The organism is Aquiflexum lacus, assembly GCF_015476655.1.
In the GTDB taxonomy this organism is placed as follows: domain Bacteria; phylum Bacteroidota; class Bacteroidia; order Cytophagales; family Cyclobacteriaceae; genus Aquiflexum; species Aquiflexum lacus.
In genome coordinates this window covers 155,242-181,473 of the sequence record NZ_JABFHF010000001.1, presented here as the reverse complement: position 1 = coordinate 181,473, position 26,232 = coordinate 155,242, and the positions used below count along the sequence as shown (strand labels likewise).

The 26,232-nt window shown below is 40.8% G+C and carries 23 protein-coding genes; 9 read left to right on the top strand and 14 right to left on the bottom strand.

The features are described 5' to 3' along the window. Positions 1-78 precede the first annotated feature (78 nt). From HMJ38_RS00750 to HMJ38_RS25715, 6 genes are all read left to right on the top strand, one after another. Positions 79-1,674, top strand: coding sequence for a phytoene desaturase family protein (locus HMJ38_RS00750; protein ID WP_194972462.1), 1,596 nt, complete (start codon positions 79-81; stop codon positions 1,672-1,674). Positions 1,675-1,694: 20 nt separating this feature from the next. Continuing rightward, the gene (locus tag HMJ38_RS00745; protein ID WP_194972461.1) at positions 1,695-2,162 is read left to right on the top strand and encodes a DinB family protein; all 468 of its coding nucleotides are present in this window, start codon (positions 1,695-1,697) and stop codon (positions 2,160-2,162) included. Positions 2,163-2,387: 225 nt separating this feature from the next. Further along, positions 2,388-2,966, top strand: coding sequence for a YdeI/OmpD-associated family protein (locus HMJ38_RS00735; RefSeq protein ID WP_194972460.1), 579 nt, complete (start codon positions 2,388-2,390; stop codon positions 2,964-2,966). Positions 2,967-3,016: 50 nt separating this feature from the next. Then, positions 3,017-4,660 carry a MutS-related protein gene (locus tag HMJ38_RS00730; RefSeq protein WP_194972459.1) on the top strand — a complete coding sequence of 548 codons (1,644 nt, stop codon included), beginning with the start codon at positions 3,017-3,019 and terminating at the stop codon, positions 4,658-4,660. 24 nt (positions 4,661-4,684) lie between these two features. Beyond that, positions 4,685-4,909: a type II toxin-antitoxin system HicB family antitoxin gene (locus HMJ38_RS00725; RefSeq protein WP_194972458.1), complete on the top strand. Its 225-nt coding sequence runs from the start codon at positions 4,685-4,687 to the stop codon at positions 4,907-4,909. After that, positions 4,909-5,118: a type II toxin-antitoxin system HicA family toxin gene (locus tag HMJ38_RS25715; RefSeq protein ID WP_194972457.1), complete on the top strand. Its 210-nt coding sequence runs from the start codon at positions 4,909-4,911 to the stop codon at positions 5,116-5,118. The genes HMJ38_RS00725 and HMJ38_RS25715 overlap by 1 nt, the downstream gene beginning before the upstream one ends. A gap of 121 nt (positions 5,119-5,239) precedes the next feature. On the opposite strand, the gene HMJ38_RS00715 is transcribed toward HMJ38_RS25715, so the two are convergent. Further along, a complete protein-coding gene (locus HMJ38_RS00715; RefSeq protein WP_194972456.1) occupies positions 5,240-5,527 on the bottom strand; it encodes a hypothetical protein in 288 nt (95 codons plus the stop codon). Between the two features lie 590 nt (positions 5,528-6,117). Here HMJ38_RS00715 and HMJ38_RS00710 point away from each other — a divergent pair. After that, complete coding sequence (locus HMJ38_RS00710; protein ID WP_194972455.1) at positions 6,118-7,758, top strand: ABC-F family ATP-binding cassette domain-containing protein; 1,641 nt, start codon at positions 6,118-6,120, stop codon at positions 7,756-7,758. A gap of 242 nt (positions 7,759-8,000) precedes the next feature. Here HMJ38_RS00710 and HMJ38_RS00705 read toward each other — a convergent pair whose 3' ends face one another. The 11 genes from HMJ38_RS00705 to rpsT form a co-directional block, all read right to left on the bottom strand. Continuing rightward, entirely contained in the window at positions 8,001-9,194 is a 1,194-nt protein-coding gene (locus tag HMJ38_RS00705) for a hypothetical protein (protein WP_194972454.1), read from the bottom strand. Positions 9,195-9,336: 142 nt separating this feature from the next. Then, a complete protein-coding gene (locus HMJ38_RS00700) occupies positions 9,337-10,617 on the bottom strand; it encodes a M20/M25/M40 family metallo-hydrolase (RefSeq protein WP_194972453.1) in 1,281 nt (426 codons plus the stop codon). Positions 10,618-10,790: 173 nt separating this feature from the next. Beyond that, on the bottom strand, positions 10,791-11,012 hold the full coding sequence (locus tag HMJ38_RS00695) for a hypothetical protein (protein ID WP_194972452.1): 222 nt from the start codon (positions 11,010-11,012) through the stop codon (positions 10,791-10,793). Positions 11,013-11,066: 54 nt separating this feature from the next. After that, on the bottom strand, positions 11,067-11,855 hold the full coding sequence (locus tag HMJ38_RS00690; RefSeq protein ID WP_194972451.1) for a zinc-dependent peptidase: 789 nt from the start codon (positions 11,853-11,855) through the stop codon (positions 11,067-11,069). A gap of 633 nt (positions 11,856-12,488) precedes the next feature. Continuing rightward, positions 12,489-14,054, bottom strand: coding sequence for a ribonuclease Y (gene rny / locus HMJ38_RS00685; RefSeq protein ID WP_194972450.1), 1,566 nt, complete (start codon positions 14,052-14,054; stop codon positions 12,489-12,491). Positions 14,055-14,121: 67 nt separating this feature from the next. Then, positions 14,122-14,406, bottom strand: a complete 285-nt coding sequence (locus tag HMJ38_RS00680; RefSeq protein WP_194972449.1) for a cell division protein ZapA — start codon at positions 14,404-14,406, stop codon at positions 14,122-14,124. A gap of 1 nt (position 14,407) precedes the next feature. Then, positions 14,408-14,692: a hypothetical protein gene (locus HMJ38_RS00675; RefSeq protein WP_194972448.1), complete on the bottom strand. Its 285-nt coding sequence runs from the start codon at positions 14,690-14,692 to the stop codon at positions 14,408-14,410. A 2-nt stretch (positions 14,693-14,694) separates the two neighbouring features. Next, complete coding sequence (gene pheT / locus HMJ38_RS00670) at positions 14,695-17,106, bottom strand: phenylalanine--tRNA ligase subunit beta (RefSeq protein WP_194972447.1); 2,412 nt, start codon at positions 17,104-17,106, stop codon at positions 14,695-14,697. 535 nt (positions 17,107-17,641) lie between these two features. Continuing rightward, positions 17,642-18,262 carry a DUF1684 domain-containing protein gene (locus tag HMJ38_RS00665; RefSeq protein ID WP_194972698.1) on the bottom strand — a complete coding sequence of 207 codons (621 nt, stop codon included), beginning with the start codon at positions 18,260-18,262 and terminating at the stop codon, positions 17,642-17,644. A 3-nt stretch (positions 18,263-18,265) separates the two neighbouring features. Then, positions 18,266-18,964 (bottom strand): RadC family protein, encoded by a 699-nt coding sequence (gene radC, locus HMJ38_RS00660; protein WP_084120147.1) that lies wholly within the window; start codon positions 18,962-18,964, stop codon positions 18,266-18,268. A 423-nt stretch (positions 18,965-19,387) separates the two neighbouring features. Beyond that, on the bottom strand, positions 19,388-19,642 hold the full coding sequence (gene rpsT / locus HMJ38_RS00655) for a 30S ribosomal protein S20 (RefSeq protein ID WP_194972446.1): 255 nt from the start codon (positions 19,640-19,642) through the stop codon (positions 19,388-19,390). A 206-nt stretch (positions 19,643-19,848) separates the two neighbouring features. On the opposite strand from rpsT, the gene HMJ38_RS00650 reads away from it, so the two are divergent. Further along, complete coding sequence (locus HMJ38_RS00650; RefSeq protein ID WP_194972445.1) at positions 19,849-20,862, top strand: zinc dependent phospholipase C family protein; 1,014 nt, start codon at positions 19,849-19,851, stop codon at positions 20,860-20,862. A gap of 311 nt (positions 20,863-21,173) precedes the next feature. Here HMJ38_RS00650 and HMJ38_RS00645 read toward each other — a convergent pair whose 3' ends face one another. Then, positions 21,174-22,496 (bottom strand): pyridoxal phosphate-dependent aminotransferase, encoded by a 1,323-nt coding sequence (locus HMJ38_RS00645; protein WP_194972444.1) that lies wholly within the window; start codon positions 22,494-22,496, stop codon positions 21,174-21,176. Positions 22,497-22,874: 378 nt separating this feature from the next. Between HMJ38_RS00645 and HMJ38_RS00640 the strand changes: the two genes are divergently transcribed. Next, positions 22,875-24,230: an ATP-binding protein gene (locus HMJ38_RS00640; protein WP_194972443.1), complete on the top strand. Its 1,356-nt coding sequence runs from the start codon at positions 22,875-22,877 to the stop codon at positions 24,228-24,230. A 250-nt stretch (positions 24,231-24,480) separates the two neighbouring features. Here the strand turns inward: HMJ38_RS00640 and ettA are convergent, their stop codons facing one another. Beyond that, on the bottom strand, positions 24,481-26,160 hold the full coding sequence (gene ettA, locus HMJ38_RS00635) for an energy-dependent translational throttle protein EttA (protein ID WP_194972442.1): 1,680 nt from the start codon (positions 26,158-26,160) through the stop codon (positions 24,481-24,483). Positions 26,161-26,232 lie beyond the last annotated feature (72 nt).

The following is a 26,232-nucleotide window of genomic DNA, read 5'->3' as shown; positions in this document are numbered from 1 at the left end:
GAACCAAATCATGGAATTAAAAGAATTTTTTAACTGCGATATCCTGCAATTGCATTATATTTAAATAAAAGCTTCATCGTGCGCAATTTCCCTTCCTACAAACAAAACAAACCCTCCGGTCATTATGATGCTATTGTCATTGGATCGGGATTGGGTGGGCTTACCACCGCAGCTCTACTATCCAAGCAAGGTCAAAAAGTGCTGGTGCTTGAAAAACACTATACTATCGGGGGTTTTACCCATGTTTTCAAAAGGAAAGATTACGAATGGGATGTGGGTATTCATTATGTAGGTGATATGCACAATGAGCGAAAACTTATGTCCCGTCTTTTCAGATATATCACACAGGGAAATCTAGAGTGGCAGGACATGGGAGAGGTGTATGATAAAATTGTCTTTGGAGATAAAACCTATAGCCTGGTAAAAGGCCGTAAAAATCTTGTCGCCAAACTAAAATCTGAATTTGATAGCCCTCAGGACCATGCTGCCATTGACCGCTACATGGAGGCAGTGAAAAATGTAATTATAAGCAGCAAAGATTTCTATAGAATGAAGGCGGTTCCAGGATTGGTCGGGAAATGGGTTCGAAAATGGACATCAAGGAAATTTCTTAAATTCTCGGATATTACTACGCTGGAAATGCTCCATACTTTTACGGATAGTAAAAAACTAATAGGAGTACTTTGTGGCCAATATGGGGATTATGGGCTCCCTCCGGGGGAAAGCAGTTTTGCCATGCATGCCATTCTGGTCAATCACTATTTCAATGGCGGATATTTTCCGGTGGGCGGATCAGCCAAAATTGCAGAAAACATCTATCCCCAAATCACAGCAGGAGGCGGGGATGTGTATTCCAATGCTGAGGTGAAGGAGATTATTTTCGAAGGAAATAAGGCAGTAGGCGTGCGCATGGCAGATGACCATGTACTGAAAGCTGACCGCATCATCAGCAATGCAGGAGTATTGAATACCTTTCAAAAACTCATCGACAAGCAGCATCCGATTTATCCCAAAATGGAACGTCAATTTGATGGTTTGCGTGCATCCGTAGCACATATATGTCTATATATCGGTTTGAAGAAAAGCAGTAAGGAACTCCAATTGCCTACTTCCAATTTCTGGATTTATCCCGGTTATGACCATGATAAAAATGTCAGTGTTTACCTGTCTAATCCGGATGAGAATCCATTTCCAGTGGTATATATTTCTTTTCCTTCGGCCAAAGATCCGGATTGGGAAAAGCGTTATCCCGGGACTTCCACCATTGAGATAATCTCACTGGCACCATATGAGTGGTTTAAAAACTGGGAAGATACCCGTTGGGGGAAAAGAGGGGAAGATTACAATGCCATGAAAGAGAAATGGTCCTTGCGATTGCTGGAAAACCTCTACCAACAACTTCCGCATTTAAGGGGACAAATAGATTATTACGAGCTTTCTACACCCTTATCCACTAAAAATTTTACAGGCTACCAATCAGGTGAAATATATGGTCTGGAACATAGTCCCGCTCGATTCCGAAATGAACACCTCACTCCACATACGCCTTTTAAGAACCTGTACCTTACGGGGCAGGATATTGTTTCCTGTGGAATAGGCGGAGCATTGATGAGCGGTCTGATCACTTCATCGGCTATTTTGAAAAAAAATCTTATTAAAAATGTCATGAACTGAAATCACAAAACAACTCAAGGATGGAAAGAAATTCAGATCTCGCAAACCGATTGAATGAAGTTTTACTGAACGGACGTTGGATTGCGAATACAAATTTCAAAGCACAACTGGAAAGTGTGACTTGGGAAAAAGCCACTCAAAAGATCGGATCGTTAAATACCATTGCTGCCCTTACTTATCACGTCAACTATTATTTGGGAGGAATCCTCAACGTCTTCAGAGGTGGTGACCTTGAGATCAGGGATAAGTATAGCTTTGACCTCCCTCCCATTGAATCCGAAACCGATTGGAAAAAATTGGTTGACGAATTTCTGATTAATTCCGAGAATTTTGTAAGGGAAGTTGCAAAACTGCCCGATAGTAAATTAGATGAACCTTTTGTGGACGAAAAATACGGCACCTATTTTCGAAATATTGAGGGTGTCATTGAACATGGCTATTACCATCTTGGACAAATTGCCTTGATCCGAAAATTGATCAGCTTATGAGAAAAATAGTTTATTATGTTGCAAGCTCTTTGGATGGATTTATTTCAGGATACAATGATGATGTCAGTGGATTTGTAGGAAATTAAAATAGAAATCCAAGTAAAGGTCGATTGAATCTTTATTTTGTGATTGAAGATAAGGACCTTGAATCTCTTCAGGGAATGCGGTTAAGGACTGGAAGTTTTGAAAATTTACTTAGGGTTAATCAAAAATTAAAAGATAAAATTGGAAAAAGAATTAGAAACCTTTTACCCCAAAAACCGAGAAGAATGGCGTGAATGGCTTCAGGACAATCATGACATCAAACAATCCATCTGGCTGATTTATTATAAAAAGAAAGCCAATGTCCCGACAATAGCATACAACGAGGCAGTGGACGAAGCACTTTGTTTTGGTTGGATAGACAGTAAAGCCAAGCCGATAGATGATGAAAAATTTATGCAGTTTTTCTGCCCGAGAAAAGAGAGGAGTGTCTGGTCGAAAATAAATAAAGAAAAAGTAGACCGGCTGATAAAAGAAGGCTTAATGACAAAAGCAGGTTTTAAAATCATTGAAAAGGCAAAGCAAAATGGCTCATGGATAATTTTGGATGAAGCTGAAGCACTGATCATTCCCCTAGACTTGGAAGATGAACTCAAAAAAAAACCAAATGCCAAAGACTATTATTTAGGATTAAGCAGGTCGGACAAAAGGAATATCCTGCAGTGGCTTGTCCTTGCCAAACGACCGGAAACAAGACAAAAACGAATCCTTGAAATCATAGATCTTGCCGAACAAAAGCAGAAACCAAAGCAATTTCGATAACTTAATGGCTTTTAAATAAAGTAAGCAATTAAACGACAAGAATTAGCAAGATGGAATATCTTATTCTAGGGACAATTGGGATCATCATATTGGTTTTTGTATTCTACCGAAATAAACAAGGAAACAAGAAAAAGCAACTTGAAGAAATCCAGTCTTCCTGGGGCAAACCCAAATTGGATTCGTTCGATTTTAACAGGATATCCAAATATGCAGACACAGTAAAATCCGAGAAGTTTCATCGACTGAGTGACCAAACGATCGAGGACATAGACTTTTATGGCCTCTTTGAATTTATAGATCGGACCAGCAGTAAAGTAGGTCAACAGTACCTTTTCAGAAAATTGATAGAACCAGCCAAAATTCCTGTTGATCCATCGGAAAACCTTATTAAACTATTTACCGGCGACAAACATCTCAGGGAATCTATACAGCTGGAACTCTCACAACTGAATAATAACGGAGCCTACTACATCACTACCCTACTAAAGGACAAACTTTTGGAAAAACCAAAATGGTTTAAACTTCTCATTTTGGATGTAGTTATTCTGGTTTCTCTATTAATTCTGTCTTTCAAATTTCCGGTACTGTTGTTGGTTATGATCCTTTTTTTAACCTTAAACATGTTTTTACATTATTGGAATAAGAACAATACATTACAGTTTCTCAGGTCTTTTCCCCAATTGAATAACCTGATCAACGTATCTAAGGTGTTGGTTAAAAAAGGCGATGAGTTTTCCGACAAAACTATTGAGGGAAGCATCTCAGATTTGAAGTCTTTTCAACAAAAGGTATTTCTCATAAACCTTAGCAGCGATAACGGCATCCAATCTGAATTGAGCTTTGTTGCAACCTATCTGATTGAGTTGGTCAAGGCGTTTTTTTTGGTGGAAGTGTTTGCCCTCTACAGAATAACCAAAGAATTGGAATCCAAAAAAGCATCCATTCAATACCTATTCAACTATGTGGGCCATATTGATACAGCCACTTCTATTGCTTCTTTACGAGCGGGAAAAGAAAAAACCTGTTTGCCAAAATTTATTTCAGCAAAAAAGGAGCTGATTGTTAAAAATCTATATCATCCCTTAATCGAGGATTGCGTCAAAAATAATCTGACCATAAAGGATAAAAGCATTTTGATCACAGGGTCCAACATGTCCGGAAAATCAACATTTTTAAGGTCACTGATCATTAATTCAATCCTTGCCCAGACAATTTATACTTGTTTCGCTGACGAATTCATGTCCCCAATTCTCAAACAATTTTCATCGATTAGGATAGACGATGATTTGTTTGATGGGAAAAGCTATTACTTCCAGGAAGTAGGGATTATGGCATCCTTACTAGCGCAAGTTGAATATGCCGACCAAAATCTTTTCGTTTTGGATGAGGTATTTAAAGGGACCAACACCATCGAAAGAATTGCTTCGGCCAAGGCAATACTTTCCTATTTAAACCGCAATGAAAATATCGTCATTGTAGCCACACACGATATTGAATTGGTGGATTTGCTAGCCCAGGAATATGACTTATACCACTTTACCGAGACAGTAGAAAACAAAGCGCTTCATTTCGACCATACCATTAAATCCGGGCAACTAAAAACAAGAAATGCGATTAAGATTTTGGAATTATCCAATTATCCTGCTGATGTGATTAAAGAAGCGCAGGATATTAGTTCTTCTTTGGGAGCATAGCCACAAATCCACTAAATTGAGAACATGAAACAAAATAGAGAATTAACCGCGATAATTGAAAGAGAGGGTGATGGATATGTGAGCCTATGCCCAGAACTAGATGTTGCAAGTCAAGGAGACACCATAGAGGAGGCTCGCAGCAACTTAATCGAAGCACTTGAACTTTTTTTCGAAACCGCATCGGAGCAGGAAGTGAAAAAAAGACTTCACGACGAAGTTTTAATAACTCGAATTCAAATTGCGATCTAATGCGGGTGTTATCTGGTAAAGAGACATGTCAGATTTTAGAGAAGAATGGCTTTGAACAGGTTCGACAGCGAGGAAGTCATATCATCATCCAGAAGAAACTGTTCGAAACAACAATTACTGTTCCTGTACCGAATCATAAAGAACTTCGAACAGGTCCGCTTCTCTCTATAATCAGACAAAGTGGTATTCCAAAATCAGAATTCGAATGAAATTAATTCAAGATTTGGAATTTGGATTGATCGCAGTATATTCCCAGAGGAATAAAAAAAACCGCCATTATCACGGAGGAAGGCGGTTTTTCCATTCTTTCTTTATTCTCTAAAAAGAAATTTAATTACTTCCTGAACTTAACTCTTCCTCTTTGTCCAATCCGTGTTTTTCTTCAAATTTATTCCTTTTGATTTCAAAGCGCTCTATCTCGGCATTGATGGTATCAAGAGTTTCATTAAATCGGGAGAATAACTCCCCCATATTCTTTTCCATATCTGAGAAGTTGAATTCCATAGCATCCATTTGAAGCTTTGAAGACTTTTCCACCATGGCAACCTGACTGTTTTTAAGGTCTTCCATCATCCTTAAAGCCCTATCCATTTTTTCTAATTTTTGATAATTATTCATAGCTTTTTGATTATTTTTTATTGGTTTAATGCAAAAATTGTTCCGAAACAAAATTTGTTTAATGATCGAGGATAGATAAAACCAGAGGAATCATCTATTCAAGATGGGAGTTTGGATTTTAGGCCCGAAAGCCCCTGATAGATTTTAGATTGATAAAAACCTTGCAATGTTACTATGATAATATCTCGGCCTTTCAGGCCTGGGACACCTTGGGGTTTTAATATCCCCAAATCGTTGGGCTTCACCCAACGCTTGGGTATGCCGCCCTTTCAGGGCTGAGGAAGAACAAATAAATCCGCTGAAAAAAACCCAATTACCAAACGCATTGGCTGGAAAGGACAGGATTTCAAAGGAAAGTGCACAACCCGTTCACCAACATATACCCATTAACCCCAATTTTACAATTTTTAAATTTTCCAATCTTCCAATCCGCCACGGCGGACAAGTTCTTCCAATTTTATAAATATTAAACCTTTCCAAATCTCTCTCGCGCACAGAATCTCAGGATGGCCACTATTTCAACTATATTTCCACCGTATTTCTACTTTATTTCAATAAAAACCTACCTTTGCCGCTTCAAATTTCTTCTCATGATTTCAGTAGACAATATCTCCGTCATCCATGGCGGGCAGGCCCTTTTCAGCAATGTATCCTTTTCCATCAATGAAAATGATAAAATCGCCTTGATGGGTAAAAACGGGGCAGGCAAATCCACCATGCTCAAAATCATCGCAGGTGCCACAAAAGCCACAACAGGTGGTGTTTCTGCGCCAAAAGATTCCATCATAGCCTACCTACCACAGCATTTGCTGACCGCCGATGACTGTTCTGTTTTCGATGAAACCGCCAAAGCCTTTGCTTCCTATCTTGACATGAAAACCGAAATAGAAAGGCTCAATGAGGAACTGACAGTCAGGACAGATTATGATTCGGAGGATTATTACAAAATCATAGAGCAGGTATCCGAACTGAGTGAGAAATTCTATGCCATAGAAGAGGTCAACTATGAGGCTGAAGTGGAAAAAGTATTGTTGGGATTGGGATTCTTAAGAACGGACTTTCATAGACCTACTACCGAATTCTCAGGGGGTTGGAGAATGCGGATTGAACTGGCCAAGATCCTCCTTCAAAAACCGGATCTGATCCTTTTGGATGAACCTACCAATCACCTTGATATTGAATCCATTCAGTGGTTGGAAGAATTCCTGATGGAAAAAGCCAAGGCGGTCGTGGTCATTTCCCACGATAGGGCTTTTGTGGATAATATCACCAACCGGACCATTGAGGTGACTATGGGTAAAATCTACGATTACAAAGCCAAATACAGCCATTACCTGGAACTCAGAAAAGAACGCCGCGAGCAGCAGCAGAAGCATTACGAAGAGCAGCAGCGTACGATTGCGGATATTCAGGGATTCATTGACCGCTTCAAAGGCACTTATTCCAAAACCCTGCAGGTACAATCCCGGGTAAAGATGCTCGAAAAAATGGAAATCATTGAGGTGGACGAAGTAGATACTTCAGCATTGAAACTGCGTTTCCCTCCTTCTCCAAGATCCGGCAAATATCCTGTCATTGTGGACGAGTTGACCAAATCCTATGGCGATCATGTGGTGTTCAAAGATGCCAGCATGATCATTGAAAGCGGACAGAAGCTGGCTTTTGTCGGGAAAAACGGAGAAGGAAAATCCACCATGATCAAAGCCATCATGGGGGAAATCGAATTTGATGGAAAATGTGAATTGGGGCACAATGCCATGATCGGCTACTTTGCCCAAAACCAAGCATCACTGCTGGATGAAAACCTGACCATCTTTGACACCATAGATCAGATTGCCGTCGGGGAGATCAGAACCAAAATCAAGGACCTCTTGGGTGCCTTTATGTTCAAAGGTGATGATATCAACAAAAAAGTCAAAGTCCTGTCGGGCGGCGAAAAAACCCGCTTGGCCATGGTGAAACTTTTACTGGAACCTGTAAACCTCCTAATCCTCGATGAACCGACCAATCACCTCGATATGCGCACCAAAGACATTATTAAGGATGCTTTGAAAGCTTTTGACGGCACCCTGATTGTGGTTTCCCATGACAGGGACTTTTTGGATGGCTTGGTGACCAAGGTATTCGAATTCGGCAATAAGCGTGTCAAGGAACACTTTGAGGATATCAATGGATTTTTGAGGAATAAAAAATTGGAGAATTTGAGGGAGGTGGAAAGAAGTTCTAAATGATATATACTTCGTGATATAAATGGATCCCCTCCTACGGCGGGCAGGTATGCCTTCGGTGATATCATTTGAAATATGCCTTAAGCGATACTTATGGATATTTGAAGAGTGATATTTATGGATATTATTAAAAGTGATTTGAAAGAAATATTTGACTTTGTGATGGGGCGAAATATTTCAACCATATTTCTACTTTATTTCAAGTATCTCAAAACCCATTTCCAATAATTGAAGATTGAAGTTTTTTATTCCAATACTAACCTATAAACCTTAAAAAAATCTTCTTCAACATCAGGGTTGGGTTTGGCCATTACCCATAATTGTCCATCACGCAGAAGCATGGTTTCGGGATGGTATCGATCAGAGGCAAAGTCAAGGAGTTGATTTCCTTTCAAGTCTGTCACTTGAATTCTCTTAGGATATTTTTTCTGCATGCTTTCTCTAAAAGCCATCGCTTCCTCGGGAGTTTTATTTTCCCACAATAATTCTCTGTCTTTGGCATCATTTCCTGGAAAGTAAGCTATAACAAAAAAATCTCCTATTTTTTTAATATTTTCCACTCTCCCCCATTCACGTCCAATTCCCAGTTTCCTAAAATCGTGAGTAAACTCAATCAATCCAGGAAACAATTCATAATCATTCAGATTCAAAGGAATGCTTCTTTTGAGTTCATGAGGCTCCTCAACATCAAAGGCATAGATCATCGGCTCTATGCCATAAACCACATATATCATGTTATCTGCTATGGTAAAGGCAGGAAACCAAGCTTGTCTGAAAAAATACTTACCCGATTTAAAAGTGCTGTTTTCAGGTAATGAATTGAAGGGGGTTTTCTCCCCGGTTTTGGGATGATGCCAATTCAGAACCCGTAATTCATCATAAAGGCTGATTAGAGTATAATCTTCTTTTCTTGACCCTTGATCGAAATAGAGTAGTTTGTTTTCATATTTCTCGAAAGCTCGCCCCATGCCAAAGAAAGCAAAGTTGTACCCGGTAAATTCCTTTGACTTAACCAAAGAAAGCATTTTACCCTCCATATCAAATGTAAGATAACCCCGATTGCCATAAATCAATAAGCTGTCCTCCCCAGAAATAAAAACAGGCGCACGGATTCCGCCATGATTATCCGGCATATCTCCAAGTTTGGAAAAAGAAGATAAAATATTTCCCTCAAAATCCGCTATAAAAATATCCTCAGTGAACTCTTTCTGATCCATAAAAACTATGCGCTGCTGACTAGGTGAAATATCCTGAACCATTGGGTTGCCTAAAAATGGAATTTGAATTGAATCAATAATGGTTAGGTTTATGGCTTTCGATTCAGGAAGAACATTATTATCCTGATTATCCTTTCCTTTCTCTGTACAGGCAAAACTGCCAAACATGAATAGAAGTAATAAAAGGCTGATAAGCCAATCAGAATAATTTCTAAAAATCATACAATTCAAATTTTAACTAAATTAATGGTTTTAGTTATAGAATAAAAACTTCCCTCTTTTTATAATATCAATTTCATTTCTTCAGTCTTTGTTCTTGGCTCTTTCATCTTGATTCTAACTTCTCGCTTCTAATCTCTCGCTTCTACACCCCTCCCTGCATCAAAACCAACAACAAAGCATTCTGAACCCCCAGATAACCGTCTTTGTTCATCCACCATTCCCCTAAGCTATGGGCACCTCCACCGACACCACCTTTTCCGACAGTTACGGCAGGGATGCCTAATGAATGGGCAATATTGGCATTTGTAGAACTTGAACTCAATACCGGATCATTTCCGGAAAGAAACTTTGCTACAGCCATTGACTGCTGAATCAGGGGTGATTCAGGGTCCGCCAAACCACTTGGCCTGTCCCCTACTTTTTCGATCTCAAGTTTCAATGGATCTCCTTTTCTGATAATAGCATTCTCTTTTTCCAATCCTTCCTCCATAGTGGTCAGAAACAATTGATTGATACCTTTCAGTTTTTCCTGACTTTCCGAACGCATATCCACCAACATCCAGGATTCATAAGGGATCGAGTTGACCGAAGTGCCGCCACCCAAAACCGAAACACTGTAAGTAGTCTTAGGTCCTTCCTTGGTAAATGCATCTGCCTTTGGGACAAATGCGGTGATGGCATTGGCCAGGGCATTGTGAGGATTTCCGATTCCAAAAGCACCATAAGAATGTCCCCCTGAACCTTTGAACATGACCTTGTACCTGAGCGAACCAATGCCTCCATTCACAATATCTTCCAATCCTCCCCCATCTATGGCGATATGGGCAGCCAAAGGATGTACACCTTCCCTAAAAAGATGCTTCATCCCTTTCAGGTCTCCCAATCCTTCTTCCCCTACTGTTCCCGCAAACCAAATATCATGTTCCGTACGGATATCGAATTGATGGAAAGTCTTGACCAAAGCAATCACCACCGAAAGAGACCTTGTCGCATCTCCAATCCCAGGGGCAAAAAGTGTGTCCCCTTTTTGCTTGACTGTTACATCTGTACCAAAAGGAAATACCGTATCCAAATGTGCCTCGACAAGAATGGTCTTCTCCGACTTTGTTCCCTTACGCTTTCCAATGACATTCCCAACCTCATCTATCCATACCGAATCCGCCCCGGCTTTTTTCAACAATTCGGCGAAAGCCAAACCTTTTTCCTTTTCGTGAAAAGAAGGCGAAGGTATCTCAGTCAAGAAAATCATATCCTTGATGGTCTGATCATCGATGGATTTGATGTAATCAAAGGCTTTTTGGACCATAGGTTTTTTCGCCAATTCCTCCACCTGTTTTTGGTATTGCGGCTGTATGGTTTGGGCAATGATGATTTGATTGGTTAGAAAAAATACCAATAGTGGGAAGAAGGTCTTGATATTCATAAATGGAAGTTTCTATTGGTAGCGAAATAGGTGAATAATTAAAAGGATGGCAATACCGTTGGTATAGTTTAGTCTAATTTTTGAATACTTTTTCCAAAGCAAATCTACAGGAGTTATTTGGTGATAAAATGACACTCACCAAAACGTTAGTATCTAATAAAAATCTGAAACCATCATTCATTCAATATCTTTTCAAGTTCCTCCTCTGTAAGTCCGTTAGCTTTGGCTTCATTTCGAATTTCGTCCACAAAAGCCCAAAAATCAACCTTATCTTTGTTCAAACTTACCTTTAACAATTGACTGATCTTCTTTGAAATTTCTTTTTTTTTCTCCAATTCAACTGAATCCCACTTGGCCGCAGTTAGCTCATCCACCTCAATTACGATTTTTTCCATGACCTGAATATTTTTTCTTAATATATGAAAAAACATATTCAATATTAAAAAAGTTTAAGGCGTATTTTTCTCCTCTCCTCCCAAAACCAAAGGATCCTGCTTCAACAAAAAAACAAGTGCCTGATAAAATTCCGGATGATACCCCTTTAACTCCGCTGATTTTTCAAAGAATGTTTCCAAAGCAACTGCAAAAAACTCGTGGCTGTTTTTCCCTGCGGAAGATCTGAATATGGATGCTTCACCTGATTGGATTTTGCGGATTTCAAGGGAAGCAAGCTCGGAATAAGTCTCCCAACGAGTTGGATTGAAAAAATTACTTTCCCTATTGTAATGAATCTGATTTTCCAGTTTGAGGGCATGGGCCATTTCATGGACGCCCAAATTGACACCATCACTTGGGTAAAGAAAGCCCTCTGCAAAACTACGCCAAGACAATACAATTACCCCTAGTTTGGGATTGACTTCCCCTTTATGATATTGCTGGTTGATGGTAGAAAAGTAATTGTCGGGATAGATGAGGATTTTTTTGAAATGTTTGAGCGAAACTCCCCTGAATCCAAAAGTAACCATTACAGCTGTTGAACCAATCAGCAACTGCATCTCCCGGGTCACCTGCTTCAGTCCTCCTCGGGGGATCATTGTTTTTTGGGCTAAAAACCTTGCCAAACGTTTTTTAAATTCCTTTCGGTGTTTTGGATTAAGGTTACGGAAATAAGGGAAATGTTTTTCCAAAACCTGAATATCGGCAGCGTGGAGCGATTTGATTCTCAGCAATAATAACAATTCCTGACCTAAAGTAATCAGGCCACCAAACAACGTAAAAATCAAACCTCTTCTGAACATGGGTTGAATTTACAATTCAATTTTTATAATTCCATTATCCTTCATCCCATCACCAAGGTCGCCCATATGAGTGTCCCCACTCACATCACTAAGTATATTTACTTCACAAAAGCCTAATTCAAATATTTACTCAAAATAACTGTGTTACTATTTACGAATGGTGCCGGCAATCATACTAAGTCCCCTAAACCCAGGAGACAACTAATTAAACACTTTCAGGGTTTTTGGATACGCTCATTTCTTTCTTTTCTCCCACCGGGTTTCACCCGGGGCAAATACCCTATCGGGATTCAATCCCTTCTGGATTTTTTATGGGAGCCTCAAACCTCCAACATTGTGTTTTATTCTTGAACCAAGTAATCCTCTTAAATCCCGAGATAGACTTCTCTCCCGATAGCAATCGGGATCGAAGTGACAAGGCGAAGCTTTTTCCTCTCTTTATCATTTTGACTAGTATAGAGATTTTTCACTTCGCACTAGAATTCAGTTTCAAGTTCAATCTAAGCTCCTTCAAAATGACGAACCTTAAAGTTTTAACCAACCTAACATCCGTCATCCCTGCCTGCCGGCAGGCAGGGGTCATCGGACAAATTCCACCCAAAACTTCCCACTCCCTACTTCCAACTCCCCAACTTATTTAGCATAATTCACTGACCGCATCTCTCTGATCACCGTGATCTTAATCTGACCGGGATATTGCATTTCTTTTTCAATCTTTTGGGAAATGTCGAAGGAAAGTTTGCTTGCGGTGGCATCATCCACGTTCTCGGCATCTACCAATACACGCAATTCACGTCCTGCCTGCATGGCAAAACATTTGTTGACACCGTCAAAGGCTAAGGCAAGTTCCTCAAGCTCTTTCAGACGCTTGATATAGCTGTCCATGATTTCCCGTCTTGCGCCAGGTCTTGAGCCGGATATGGCATCAGAAGCCTGAACAATGGGGGAGATCATCGAAGTCATCTCAATCTCATCGTGGTGGGCACCGATGGCATTACATACCTCGGGGTTTTCCTTGTATTTTTTGGCCAGTTCCATACCAAGGATGGCATGGGGGAGTTCAGCCTCTTCCGGCCAAACTTTTCCGATATCATGCAGCAATCCTGCACGCTTTGCCAACTTGGCATTCAGACCCATTTCCGCAGCCATGGTAGCACAAAGTTTGGCTACTTCCTTTGAGTGCTGTAAAAGATTTTGTCCATAAGAAGAACGGAACCTCATCCTGCCGATCATCCGGATCAGTTCAGGATGCAGCCCATGTACTCCCAATTCAATACAGGTCCGTTCACCAATCTCCACAATCTCCTCTTCAATGTTCTTTTCGGTTTTGGCTACCACCTCTTCAATCCTTGCAGGGTGGATCCTGCCATCCTGTACCAATCTGTGCAAAGACAATCTCGCCACCTCTCTCCTAACCGGATCAAAGCCTGAAATAATGATCGCCTCAGGCGTATCGTCCACCACAATCTCCACACCTGTAGCCGCTTCCAAAGCACGGATATTTCTACCTTCCCTACCGATGATTTTGCCCTTGACATCATCACTCTCGATATTGAAAACGGAAACACAGTTTTCAATGGCATGTTCAGTTGCTGTTCTTTGGATAGTGTCCAAAACTATCTTTTTGGCCTGTTTGGTAGCTGTAAGCTTGGCATTGTCCAGGATATCCTTGATCTGTGAGGAGGCTTTGGTGGTGGCCTCGTCCTTGAGCATTTCGACCAATTGGTCTTTGGCCTCTTCTCTAGTCAGTGCAGCAATTTTTTCAAGATCGGATATCCTCTGATTGGTGACCCTGTCGAGCTCTTCTTTCTTAACCTGAACGGCATGCATCTGCGCACTGAGGTTTTCTTTCTTGCTGTCGAGTTCGGCTTCTTTTCTTTTGATCTGTTCCAATTCCTTGGACATGACCTGCTCCCGTTGCTTGATTTTGTTTTCGTTGGTAAGGATGATGTTTTTCTTTTTGTTCATCTCCTCTTCAAACTCCGACTTGAGTCTCAGGTACTTTTCCTTTGCCTCCAAAATCCTGTCTTTTTTGGTGGCCTCTGCCGTAATCTCCGCTTCACGGATGATGCTTTTTGCTTTTTCCTTGGCTTCTGCTTCAAGCTTTTTGTTATTGTTTTGGATAAAAAGGCCTGCAATGACAGCGCCCAATCCCAGGCCCACTATGCCTGCGATAATGATGTATAATGATTCTCCCATAGGTTTATTGATATATTTAAAAACCTACCTGCAAAAGAAAAATCTCCGAAAGAGAGGGGAATGAAAATTATAAAAGGGAATTCAATTGTTCATTGATCCGTATGACACTGGACTTTATCAATTCACTGTCTTCAGTATTGATCGTATTTTGTTCCATAGATTCGACCATACTGTCGAAGGCTACCATAGCCAACAAATCCTGACGGTCATCCAAACCAAATTCTTCTCTGTACCTTTTGATTTTATCATTAATTAATTTACCTGCATGTCTGATTTTGGCTTCATCTTCTGCCTTCACCTTCATAGGGTATTCCCGATCTCCAATTTTCAACCTGATAGAAAGTGTTTCCATATTATTCAGACAAATAGGCAATTATATTATCGATTTCCTTTATATAATTATTGATTTTTTCTCTCAATTCGGCAGACTCCATGTCTTCCACCGGTATGCTGTTTACAAGTTTAGCTATTTTAATTTGATTTTTAAAATCCTCCAACGAACGCTCCTTGTCTTCAAGTTTGGTCCTCAAGGAAAACAGGTCTTCTTTCAGGGATTGGTTTTCCTGTTCCAGCTGCTGCAGTTTGCAGCCAACCTGTATGGCAAGTTTTTCGGTTTGTTGGAGTTCTTCGTGAATCATTTCTATTTTCGGATAAATGCACCGACTTCATTCTCAAAACTTTGAATAAGCCGGGACATGGTTTTATCAATTATTTTATCTGTCAAAGTATTCTCGGTATCCTGTAGGAAAAAGCTCAAAGCGTAGGCTTTTTTGTCTGCATCAATCTTTTCTCCCTGATACACATCAAACACCCCGATACGTTGCAACAACTTTCCTCCTGCCCGAACTGCTGTTTTTTTGATCTGATCAAAAGTGATTTTTTTATCAATCACCAAGGACAGATCCCTTCTTACCTCCGGAAATTTGGAAATTTCCGAGTACTTTTTCAAACCTTTGGATTTTTTTGCCAACAAATCCCAATTCAGGTCTGCATACAGTACTTCCTGTTTTACCTCTGCCAACTTTCCGATATGCTCCTGAACCACCCCGATTATACCCAATTCTTTGGTGCCCAACTTCAACAGCAATGCATAATCAAACGGGGCTGCATGGATGATTTCTACCTCCACATTGTCAATTCCCAACTTTTCAAGGACAAGTTCAGCAGTAGAATAGATATCCGGAAATGCCACAGCTTTGGAAGGTTCCAACCAACTTTCAGCAGCTTTGTCACCTGTGAGGAACAAGGCCAGTCTTTTTTCTTCCCTATAACGCTCTTCTTCCTTGAAATATACGGTGCCAAATTCAAATAATTTCAGGTCTTTCTGTCTTCGGTTGATATTATGTGCCAAAACCTCCAATCCTGAAAACAACAATGACTGCCTCATCACTCCCAAATCCTCACTGAGTTTGTTGAGGATTTCCACATTGTTGGCCGGGTTCAGGAACCCGGACTTCCCAGCATAAATGGGCTTGGTCAAGGAATTGGTGATGATCTCAAAATATCCCAACCCTGAAAGTACCTCGCTCAACCTGTATTGGAGTTTGTTGAGGTCTTTGGCAGGATGCTCGGCAAGATAGTCGGAATTCAGGTTTTCAGATAAAGGAACATTGTCAAATCCATGGATCCTCAGGATTTCCTCGATCACATCGGCTTCTCGGGTGACATCGACCCGGTAGGGTTTTACGGAAACAGTGATGTTCTTTTCGGTTTCCCCAATATACCTAATGTCCAGATTTTCAAGGGTCTCTTTTATTTCTTCTTTTGAAATCTCTTTGCCTATCAGTCTATGGATATTGGCATAACTCACCTCAATGACCAAGTCCTCCACAGGGGCAGGATACACATCAATTACCTCAGAAGAGATTTCACCACCTGCCAGTTCTTTGATCAACATGGCAGCCCTTTTCAAAGCATAGACAGGCATGTTTGGATCTGTACCCCTTTCAAAGCGAAAGGAAGCATCTGTTTTCAAACCGTGAAACTGTGAGCCTTTTCGGATAACATCCGGAGAAAAACAGGCACTTTCCAAAAAGATGGAAGTGGTATTGTCCGACACTCCCGAACCTTTTCCCCCAAAAATCCCTGCAATGCACAAGCCTCCATTTTGATCACAGATCATCAGTTCCTCCCCGGAAAGTTTTCTTTCTTTATCATCCAAAGTGACAAAAGGCGTATCCTTAGGGAGTTTTTGGACAATGATTTTCCCTCCGTTGATTTTGTCTGCATCAAAGGCATGCAGGGGCTGACCAAGGTCATGGAGGATAAAGTTGGTGATATCGACGATATTGTTGATCGGGTCCAGGTCAAGGGCTTTCAGGTAATTTTGAAGCCAATCCGGGGATGGACCAACTTTAATATTGGAAATGGTCAGCCCGGCATATCGGGGACAATCCTCAGCGCTTGCCACTTCCACAGGGATAAACCTGTTGGTGTTGTCAACTTTGAAATTATCCACTGAAGGGATACAAATCTCTTTTTTGAGCAAGGCTTTCAGGTCCCTTGCAACTCCAAGGTGAGAGGCAGCGTCGGCACGGTTTGGAGTAAGCCCGATCTCCAGTACATGGTCCCGGACTACCTTGAAATACTCAGCAGCGGGAGTTCCATTAGGCAGGTCGGTATCCAATACCATGATTCCGGCATGGCTTTCCCCGATACCGATTTCATCTTCAGCGCAGATCATGCCCTGGGAAACTTCCCCACGGATTTTAGCTTTTTTAATTTCAAAGGATTCCCCCGAAACAGGATATAATGTGCATCCTTCTTTGGCAACAACCACTTTCTGTCCTTTGGCAACATTGGGTGCGCCACATACGATGGGCACCACAGCGTCCCCAATATCGACGGTAGTGATGCTGAGTTTATCGGCATTGGGATGACGGTCACAGGTGATGACTTCCCCTATGACAACACCCGCCAGTCCGCCTTTGATGGATTCAAACAACTCAATCCCCTCCACTTCCAGACCGGAACCGGTCAACAAGTCAGCAATTTCTTCGGGTGATTGGTTTAGGGCAATAAAATCTTTTAATCTATTTATAGAAATTTTCATAAAAACACAGCTAATACGCAATAAGGCACAAATTTAAGAGAATTGCCTTAGGCAGGAAGGGTAAGATTGAAAAATATGGGAATATATGTGATAATTAGGGAAGTGAGTTGTAATTGATTGTGCTTATCCTGATCACCTTATTCAAGATCAAGCAATAAAACAGCATTTTCTAAAAATCCAAAATCGACATAAATCCAGTCTTGATTCTTGGCACTTTATTCTTTTGTTCCCCTCTACAATAGATGTCTTCCCGTACAGTTGTTGGGATCGACATGACAAAGTGAAGTCTTTTGGGTTTCTATACCTTCCAAAATTGTGAAAGCTTCAATGTAGGTATCGTCCAGTCTTTGTTCTTGATTTTATTGTTCCCCTAAGTAATTAGATGTCTCCTGCCGTCGACATGACAAGGTGAAGTCTTTTGGGTTTCTAAACCTTCCTAAATTGTGGAAGCTTGAATGTAGGTAACATCCAGTCTTGATTCTTGGCTCTTTTTCCAAAGAAAGACCTTCAGGGTTTTGAAAACCCCAAAGGTCGACTAGTCCTTCTTATAATCCTTTTCCCCTGCCCTTATCGCTATCTCCATCACATTCTCCTTTGGCGGCAAAGGACAGGCAAAATCAGGGTTGTAGGCGCAATAGGGATTATAGGCCATATTGAAGTCTATGGTGATGCTGTTTTTACCATCCTGTCTGAGGTTGATATAGCGGCCTCCGCCGTAGGTCTCCTCGCCGCTTGTCCCATCTGCAAAAGCCAGGAAGAAATTTCGTTTATCCAATTCCTTGATGGACTGAAGCAACAAGAGCCGATGGGTTTGTCCTGCCATTTCAAATTCCGCAAAGGAATGTTTGAGGTATTTTTCCACAGTCCCATCGGTCATGGGAAGTTCCATCATCTTTCGGTCTTCAACAGGAACCATTTTTGCCCGCACCTTATAGGCGGGGTCCACCGCATAAAAATCAAGTTCCTTGAAATCCCTCTTCTGTTCCTCGGACAAGGGTGATTCGATATTGAAGCGGATAAACTTAAACTGTCTGTCCCGCTCCTTTTCGATCTTTTCTATATAAACTTCCGGATCGTCTGTTCCAGTAAGGGTATAAACTACCGCAAGGGTGATTACGGCAAGTACTCCAATAATCAAAATGTTTTTTGTATTCATCATTTATAATATTCCTTCATCTGCGAAGCTAAAATAGGCAACATCGGTGATAATCACATGATCTATCACATGGACTTCCATACATTTACCCGCATCTACAAGTTTTTTGGTCAGGTGCTTGTCATGGTCGGAAGGTTTAAGGTTTCCGGATGGATGATTGTGCACCAACACAATTGAGCATGCCAAGCAGTCCAGGGCATGTTTGAAAATGATTTTGGGATCCGCAACAGTTCCGGTAGTCCCGCCTTTGCTGATCAGTATTTTTTTGAGGACATAGTTGGCCCGGTTCAGCAACAAAATATAAAAATGCTCAATCGGTTCATCTATCAATTCAGACCTCATCAGATGGAACACATCCCCTGAGGAGATGATCCTTGGTCTTTTGACCAGTTCGGTGATCAGTTTCCTTCTTCTGCCCAACTCCAGTCCGGCTACGATACTGATGGCCTTAGCTTCCCCTATGCCTTTGAATTTTTTCAGGTCGTTAATGCTCATTTTTGCCAGCTCTCCCAGATCATTATTGACTTTCGATAGTATATACCTTGCCAAATCCACCGCGCTCAGGTATTTGGTGCCTGAACCAATTAAGATGGCTATCAGCTCCGCATCTGACAAAACGGATTTGCCTTTGAGCAGTAGTTTCTCCCTTGGCCGGTCCTCTTCCGCCAATTGGGAAATCTTGATCGATGAATAGTCTTCCATAAAAGAATGGGTTGAAAAGTGTTACAAATAGTCTGAATATATGGTTTAACGCTTGTTTGCTAGTAAAGCAATATTCTATTACAGGACGGAAGACCGAAGACCGAAGACGGAAGTAAGCGGCAAATCATGGTCCGCCCTTGGATCTGGTAAAATTTCACCTTTACTTGTATCGTCGCGGATATACATATATTGAATAATGAATATCCCCAGCTACCAGGAATTTGGTAATCTTATACAATTGTCGGTGGTATGTAAAATATCCGGTACTTCCGTCTTCTGTCTTCCGTCCCGTTTGTAAAAGAATTCAGAGTTATTTGCAAGAAACCACATTTGAAATCGACAAAGATAAAAATAAGGAATGCCACAAAACAAAAAAAGCCCCGAACCATAGAACGGGGCTAATTAAACGGTTAATTTCTTTTTTTAGGCAATTGCATTGACAAACTTTGTCAATTTTGACTTTCTGTTTGCAGCATTGTTTTTATGAATGATGTTCTTTTTGGCAAGTTTATCAATCATAGAGGTAACTGTTTTCAAAAGCTCTTGCGCTTCAGCTTTGTCAGTAGAAGACTTCAACCTTTTGATGAAGGTTCTGGTAGTCTTGTGCTGATATCTGTTTCTCAAACGCTTGGCTTCGTTTGCACGGATTCTTTTTAGTGCTGATTTGTGATTTGCCATATCCTTTATTTTACTTAATTTCTTTTGTTCACCCTAATCCTAAATGGAGTGCAAATGTAATAGATAAATATTTAAACACAAAAGGATTTCCGAACTAAACCTGGTAAAGCTCTGAAATCTATCGAAAATTGGTGATTGCCGCCTTAGGTTGACAAAGGTAATATATTTTCGTTTTTCAAAAAGATTTAATTTTCATAAATTCAGGGATGCGGAAACTTTTAGGCTTGATACTGCTCCTTTTTTTTTCGGGCTCCGACTTGGTGGCATGGGGATTTTTTGCCCACAGAAAGATCAATAGGCTGGCAGTTTACACCCTCCCACCTGAGATGATTGGGTTTTTCAAAGCTAATATAGAGTTCATTACCGAAAATGCCGTCAATCCTGACAGAAGAAGATATGCAGTGCTGGGAGAGGCCGAAAAGCACTTTCTCGATGCAGATGCATACGGGGACAGTGCTGTTTTCAATTTGCCAAGGTACTGGAATCAGGCGTTGGAAATATTTACCGAAGAGGAATTGAGAAGTCATGGCATCGGCCCATGGAATGCCTACCATACCAAAATCCAATTAACAGAAGCCTTCAAAAGAAAAGATACCAAGGCCATTCTCCGCTTGGCTACTGATCTGGGGCATTATATTGCAGATATCAATGTGCCCCTGCATACTACCAAAAACTACAATGGACAACTCACAGGACAATATGGAATACATGCCTTTTGGGAAAGCAGGGTTCCTGAGTTGCTTTCGGATGATTTTGATTTTTTTGTTGGAAAAGCCGCTTATCTGGAAAAACCCCAACTCACAGCTTGGGATGCGGTGATTGTTGCACACACGGCTTTGGATTCAGTTTTGAACTTTGAAAAAGTATTAACCGAAAGATTTGATGAGGACAAGAAATACAGCTATGAGGAAAGGGGAGGAATCAGCACCAGGGTTTATTCAAAGGCATTTACCATCGCTTACAATGACATGCTTTCGGGACAGGTAGAAAGGCAAATGCGCAGGTCGGTAAAAATGATAGCAGACTTTTGGTACACCGCATGGATTGATGCCGGACAACCTGATTTGAATTCTTTGCTAAAAAATCCCGTGGAAATCCCTGAGGAAAAAATGGAAAACAACAAACCATTAAATGTCCGCGAACATGAGGGTATCGCTATCAAAGAAAGCCCCGAAGACTTGAGGAAGTCTTTTATGAGGGCGATGTGGAGGGTTGATTGATATTGATATTGCCTAAATCATAAAATGGAACGCTGATGACGCTGGTTAAGCAGATTTCCACTGATAAAAAAAATTAGCAATAATCTGCATTATCCTCATTCTACCAAATCAAAAAATGGAACACAGATGACACTGATTTAGCGGATACCCGCAGATAAAAAAATCAGTGAAAATCAGCCTGATCTGCGTTATCAGCGTTCTATAAAAACCATAAAATGGAACGCAGATGACGCTGGTTTAGCAGATACCCGCAGATAAAGAAATCAGCGAAAATCAGCTCAATCTGCGTTATCAGCGTTCTATCAAAAACATCAAACCAACTCCTTCTTTGTAGAATTCAGATAAAACCTTATTGCTTTTCCAAGTTTCAAGAAAGTTTCTCTGAAAACGTTCTCATTTTCTTCCAAGAGTGTCACCCTGAAACCTCTCAGGTCAGAACAGAATGATGAAATGGGAACCACGCAGATATGGGCAGAAGCCAGGAGATAATATACAAACCGCTTGTCCAAAGGCATCACGCTCTCCTGAAGCCAACCTGTCAATAGCGTTTGGACTTTTGGATCTTCTATTGGAAGATATTGCTCCCCATCAAGGAATTTTTCGTCAAAAACCACGGTATTGTAAAATGCTCCTTTTGTTGGATTGAATTTGATTCCGGGAATATCGCCCAGGATTTCTTCCATGATTTTGCTTCTTCTTCCAATTTTTTCATTCTGGGTTTCCCGGTAGTTTTGGTATTCGGGATGACTCATGATTTTCGGGATAGACAATTGGGGCAAAATAGTCGAACACACCTCTATCATTTTGGCATTCTCCAAAGTCTGGCAAAGCTTGGCAAATTCCTTGGAAGCATTCCTGTTGTAAAATTCCATCCACCCGCATCTTGAACCGGGCCATGGAAATTCCTTGGAAATCCCCTTCAACGATATAGCCGGCAAATCCCCAATGACTTCCGCCAAGGATACCGCCCTGACCCCATTATAGGTGATGTTTTGATAGATTTCATCAGCTATCAAGAGCAGCTTGAATTCCCTTGAGATCTGCACAAAAGCCTCCAAAACCTCTTTGGGATAAACCATTCCTGTGGGATTGTCAGGATTGATAATCAGGATACCAACGATGGATGGATTGTATTTCACTTTATTGTACAGGTCATACATATCCGGCAGCCATTCATTGTCAGGATCCAGATTGTAGGTAATAGGGGCCGTATTCGCATGGGCCGCTTCAGCCGAACTGTGGGTACTGTATGCGGGTGAGGGGCCGATAATCCTGGCTGTGGGAATCAAAAACTGATACAACTTGGCAATGGCATCCCCAAGACCATTAAAAAACAAAATATCTTCAGCACTGATTTGACTTCCACCCTTTTTATTGTTGATGTCCGCCAAAAATTTTCTGGTTTCCAACACCCCTTTTGAATCCGCATAACCGTAGGATTTGTCCTGACTTACCAGGTCAGATACAATCTCTTTCATCCACGCAGGGACTTCATTATGTTTTTGGATGGGATCCCCGATATTTTCCCAGGTGATTTCATATCCCAGGGATTCTATCTGTCTTGCTTTTTTGACAATCCCCCTGATCTCATAATTCAACTCCTCAGCTCCCGGTCTTAATAACAATGTCCTCATCGTGTTGGTATTTGGAAATTGGGAACAAATAAACAAAAAAGGTAGATAATGATTGTTGATTCATTAAAAAAGATACCAAACGGGTAGATTAATATGCACTGGTTCAAATCTTAGTCTTGGACCAATCCAATGAAGTCCTCAGACTTCAACCACAAAAAGTCTGAAGACTTGAACCATGCAGACTCAAATCCAAGTAGGTCTGTTTATCTCCGATTTGCCCTGACTTTATTACATAAAATGGAAAGAAATGCCCTGACTTTGTTACACGAATTGGTAATAATTTACCTGACTTTGTTACAAAATTTAAAATAATTTACCTTGACTTTGTTACAATAAAACCGAATATTTACCCTTACTTTATATCAAATAACAATAAAAATGGGTTTCAATAGACAGATTTTCAGTCAATTAGAGGAGTGGAAAAAAAATATAGATAGAAAGCCACTAATTATACGTGGAGCAAGACAAGTAGGAAAGACTACACTAGTGAAAGATTTTGCCAAAACTTATCCTTATGCCATACTCCTCAATTTAGAAAAAGTATCCGATAAATCTTTTTTTGAAGATTTTAATGATGTGAAGAGTATTATGGAAGCCCTTTTTCTCAACAATAATATCAATTCAACACATATCGGAAAAACCCTTCTTTTTTTAGATGAAATCCAGGAGTCTCCAAAAGCCATCCAACTGTTAAGATATTTTCATGAAGAAATACCGGAGTTACATGTGATTGCCGCTGGATCTTTATTGGAGTTTGCAATGAGACATGTAAAAAGCTTTCCGGTTGGCCGGGTACAGTTTCTGTATCTTCATCCGATGAATTTTCCGGAATATTTGGAAGCAATCGGTCATTCTGCAGCTTTGGAACAAATATTAAAAATCCCGATTAAACCTGTTGCCCACAAAGTTTTGATGGATTTATTTCATTGCTATGCTATTATTGGTGGCATGCCAGAGGTAATCAAAACTGAAATCCAAAAAAGTAATCTTGCCAGTTTGCCCCAAATTTATGAAAGTATATGGGGGACTTATAAAAATGATGTAGAGAAATATACATCAAATGAAACTGAAAGAAAAATCATCAAACACATCATGGATTTTGCTCCATTGGCCATGGACCAAAGAGTAAAATTCCAAGGCTTTGGAAATTCAAATTATAAGTCCCGAGAGGTTGGTAAATGTTTCAGAATATTGGAAGATGCCCGGATTCTGAGGTTGATTTACCCGACAACGGATATGACACCTCCGATTCAGTACGGTGTTAAAAAAGCCCCAAGAATCCAGTTGTTGGATACCGGACTTATCAATTATACCATTGGCATTCAAAGTCAACTTTTAGGAATGGATGATCTAAGCAGTGCTTACAAAGGTGCATTGGTTCCTCATTTGGTTACACAGGAGTTGATTTCAATGCAATCCATTTCAGATGAAAAACCAAATTTTTGGGTCCGTGAAAAAAAACAATCAAGTGCTGAAGTCGATTTGGTGTTGAGTTACCAAAATAAAGTCATACCGATTGAAATTAAATCCGGACCTACAGGATCTCTGAGGTCTTTACACCAATTTATTGAAGCCAGCAACCATCACTTTGCTGTGAGGATTTATGGTGGGGAATTTAGGATTGAGGAGACTCAAACACCGGGGGGAAAACCTTACCAATTGATGAACTTACCCTATTATTTGGGAACCATGATAAATGAATATGTGGGGTGGTTTGTGGAATCAAAAGGTTAAAGCTCCCACTGGTTCAAGACTTAGTCTTGGACCAATTCATGGCAGTCTTCAGACTGCATAGACTGCAAACCATAAAAGTCTAAAGACTTGAACAATTACCAAATTCACAACAGTCTGAAGACTGCAAACAAAAATGGTCCAAGCCTGCCTACAGTAGGTAGGTCAAAGACTTGAACCACTTTTCTTCCTTACCGAATTAGCCTTCGAACCAAATACTTGGTACATTGTACTTAGTACATAGTACAACAGCCTACCTCAAAGGCTTATACTTAATCCTCTTCGGCGTCACATCACCCAATCTTTTCTTCTTGTTTTCCTCATAGTCGGAGAAGTTACCTTCAAACCAATACACTTGAGAATCCCCTTCAAAAGCCAAGATATGGGTACAGATCCTATCCAAAAACCAACGGTCGTGGGAAATGATTACGGCACAGCCTCCAAAATTCTCCAATGCTTCCTCCAATGCCCTCAATGTGTTCACATCCAAATCATTGGTAGGTTCATCGAGTAAAAGGAGGTTACCACCTTCTTTTAAGGTCATGGCCAAATGGACACGGTTTCTCTCCCCGCCAGAAAGGATTCCAACTTTCTTTTCCTGATCCGAGCCTGTAAAATTGAACTTACCCACATAGGCACGGGAATTCATTTCCTTATTGCCCAACTTCATAATCTCATTCCCTCCGGAAATGGATTCGTAAACAGACTTATTGGGATCCAGATTATCATGTTCTTGATCTACATAAGCAAGCTTTACGGTCTCCCCAACTTCAAAATTTCCTGCATCCGGTTTCTCCCGTCCTGTAATCAATTTGAACAAGGTGGATTTACCTGCACCGTTTGGCCCTATAATGCCCACTATTCCGCCTTGGGGCAGATTGAAGGATAAGTCTTCAAATAAGAGTTTGTCTCCATAAGCTTTGGACACACCATTCACTTCAATCACCTTGGCGCCCAGTCTTGGCCCAGGTGGGATGTAGAGTTCCAGCTTGGCTTCTTTTTCTTTCCCTTCTTCGCTGATCAATTTATCGTAAGCGCTCAACCTAGCTTTTCCTTTGGCCTGACGGGCCTTGGGGGTCATGCGGATCCATTCCAATTCACGCTCCAAGGTTTTCTGACGCTTGGACTCTGTTTTTTCTTCCTGCTTCAACCTACTTTGCTTTTGGTCCAACCAAGAGGAATAATTTCCTTTCCAAGGAATCCCCTCTCCCCTATCCAATTCGAGAATCCAACCGGCTACGTTATCCAAGAAATAACGGTCGTGCGTTACTGCTATGACAGTCCCTTTATATTGTTGCAGATGCTGTTCCAACCAAAGTACTGATTCAGCATCCAAGTGGTTGGTAGGTTCATCCAATAGCAGCACATCAGGTTCCTGAAGCAGCAATCGGCAAAGTGCGACCCTTCTTTTTTCACCACCTGAGAGATTTCCTACATTGGCTTCGCTTGGCGGCAATCGGAGTGCATCCATGGCTTTTTCGAGCATGGTATCAAGTTCCCAGGCATTGGCTGCATCGAGCTTTTCCTGAACTTCGCCCTGTTTGGTGATCAGCTTATCCATGGCATCCGGATCATCCATTAAGGCGGGATCCATGAATTTTTCATTGATTTCTTCAAATTCTTTCAATAGGGCTACAGTTTCGGAGACTGCTTCTTCCACTACTTCTTTCACCGTTTTGGTAGGATCGAGTTTTGGTTCCTGCTCCAACATGCCTACGGTATATCCCGGTGACCATACCACTTCGCCCAAAAACTCCTTGTCCATTCCTGCAATGATCTTTAGGAGCGAACTTTTTCCAGATCCATTGAGACCAAGGACACCGATTTTGGCACCATAAAAAAACGAGAGGTAAATATCTTTCAGAACTTTCTTCTGCGGAGGGTAGATTTTGGATACCCCAGCCATAGAAAATATAATTTTTTCAGCACTCATAGTATTTGTTTTGATGAAAATAATTGCATTTAGGACAAAGATGGCAAAAAAAGGTCTTTCTTAGGATAAATG

Excerpts from the sequence above, each read along its gene's own strand:
- HMJ38_RS00745 (WP_194972461.1), top strand. The coding sequence starts at position 1,695 with ATGGAAAGAAATTCAGATCTCGCAAACCGATTGAATGAAGTTTTACTG.
- HMJ38_RS00730 (WP_194972459.1), top strand. The coding sequence starts at position 3,017 with ATGGAATATCTTATTCTAGGGACAATTGGGATCATCATATTGGTTTTT.
- HMJ38_RS00725 (WP_194972458.1), top strand. The coding sequence starts at position 4,685 with ATGAAACAAAATAGAGAATTAACCGCGATAATTGAAAGAGAGGGTGAT.
- HMJ38_RS25715 (WP_194972457.1), top strand. The coding sequence starts at position 4,909 with ATGCGGGTGTTATCTGGTAAAGAGACATGTCAGATTTTAGAGAAGAAT.
- HMJ38_RS00715 (WP_194972456.1), bottom strand. The coding sequence starts at position 5,527 with ATGAATAATTATCAAAAATTAGAAAAAATGGATAGGGCTTTAAGGATG.
- HMJ38_RS00710 (WP_194972455.1), top strand. The coding sequence starts at position 6,118 with ATGATTTCAGTAGACAATATCTCCGTCATCCATGGCGGGCAGGCCCTT.
- HMJ38_RS00705 (WP_194972454.1), bottom strand. The coding sequence starts at position 9,194 with ATGATTTTTAGAAATTATTCTGATTGGCTTATCAGCCTTTTATTACTT.
- HMJ38_RS00700 (WP_194972453.1), bottom strand. The coding sequence starts at position 10,617 with ATGAATATCAAGACCTTCTTCCCACTATTGGTATTTTTTCTAACCAAT.
- HMJ38_RS00695 (WP_194972452.1), bottom strand. The coding sequence starts at position 11,012 with ATGGAAAAAATCGTAATTGAGGTGGATGAGCTAACTGCGGCCAAGTGG.
- HMJ38_RS00690 (WP_194972451.1), bottom strand. The coding sequence starts at position 11,855 with ATGTTCAGAAGAGGTTTGATTTTTACGTTGTTTGGTGGCCTGATTACT.
- rny (WP_194972450.1), bottom strand. The coding sequence starts at position 14,054 with ATGGGAGAATCATTATACATCATTATCGCAGGCATAGTGGGCCTGGGA.
- HMJ38_RS00680 (WP_194972449.1), bottom strand. The coding sequence starts at position 14,406 with ATGGAAACACTTTCTATCAGGTTGAAAATTGGAGATCGGGAATACCCT.
- HMJ38_RS00675 (WP_194972448.1), bottom strand. The coding sequence starts at position 14,692 with ATGATTCACGAAGAACTCCAACAAACCGAAAAACTTGCCATACAGGTT.
- pheT (WP_194972447.1), bottom strand. The coding sequence starts at position 17,106 with ATGAAAATTTCTATAAATAGATTAAAAGATTTTATTGCCCTAAACCAA.
- HMJ38_RS00665 (WP_194972698.1), bottom strand. The coding sequence starts at position 18,262 with ATGAATACAAAAAACATTTTGATTATTGGAGTACTTGCCGTAATCACC.
- radC (WP_084120147.1), bottom strand. The coding sequence starts at position 18,964 with ATGGAAGACTATTCATCGATCAAGATTTCCCAATTGGCGGAAGAGGAC.
- rpsT (WP_194972446.1), bottom strand. The coding sequence starts at position 19,642 with ATGGCAAATCACAAATCAGCACTAAAAAGAATCCGTGCAAACGAAGCC.
- HMJ38_RS00650 (WP_194972445.1), top strand. The coding sequence starts at position 19,849 with ATGCGGAAACTTTTAGGCTTGATACTGCTCCTTTTTTTTTCGGGCTCC.
- HMJ38_RS00645 (WP_194972444.1), bottom strand. The coding sequence starts at position 22,496 with ATGAGGACATTGTTATTAAGACCGGGAGCTGAGGAGTTGAATTATGAG.
- HMJ38_RS00640 (WP_194972443.1), top strand. The coding sequence starts at position 22,875 with ATGGGTTTCAATAGACAGATTTTCAGTCAATTAGAGGAGTGGAAAAAA.
- ettA (WP_194972442.1), bottom strand. The coding sequence starts at position 26,160 with ATGAGTGCTGAAAAAATTATATTTTCTATGGCTGGGGTATCCAAAATC.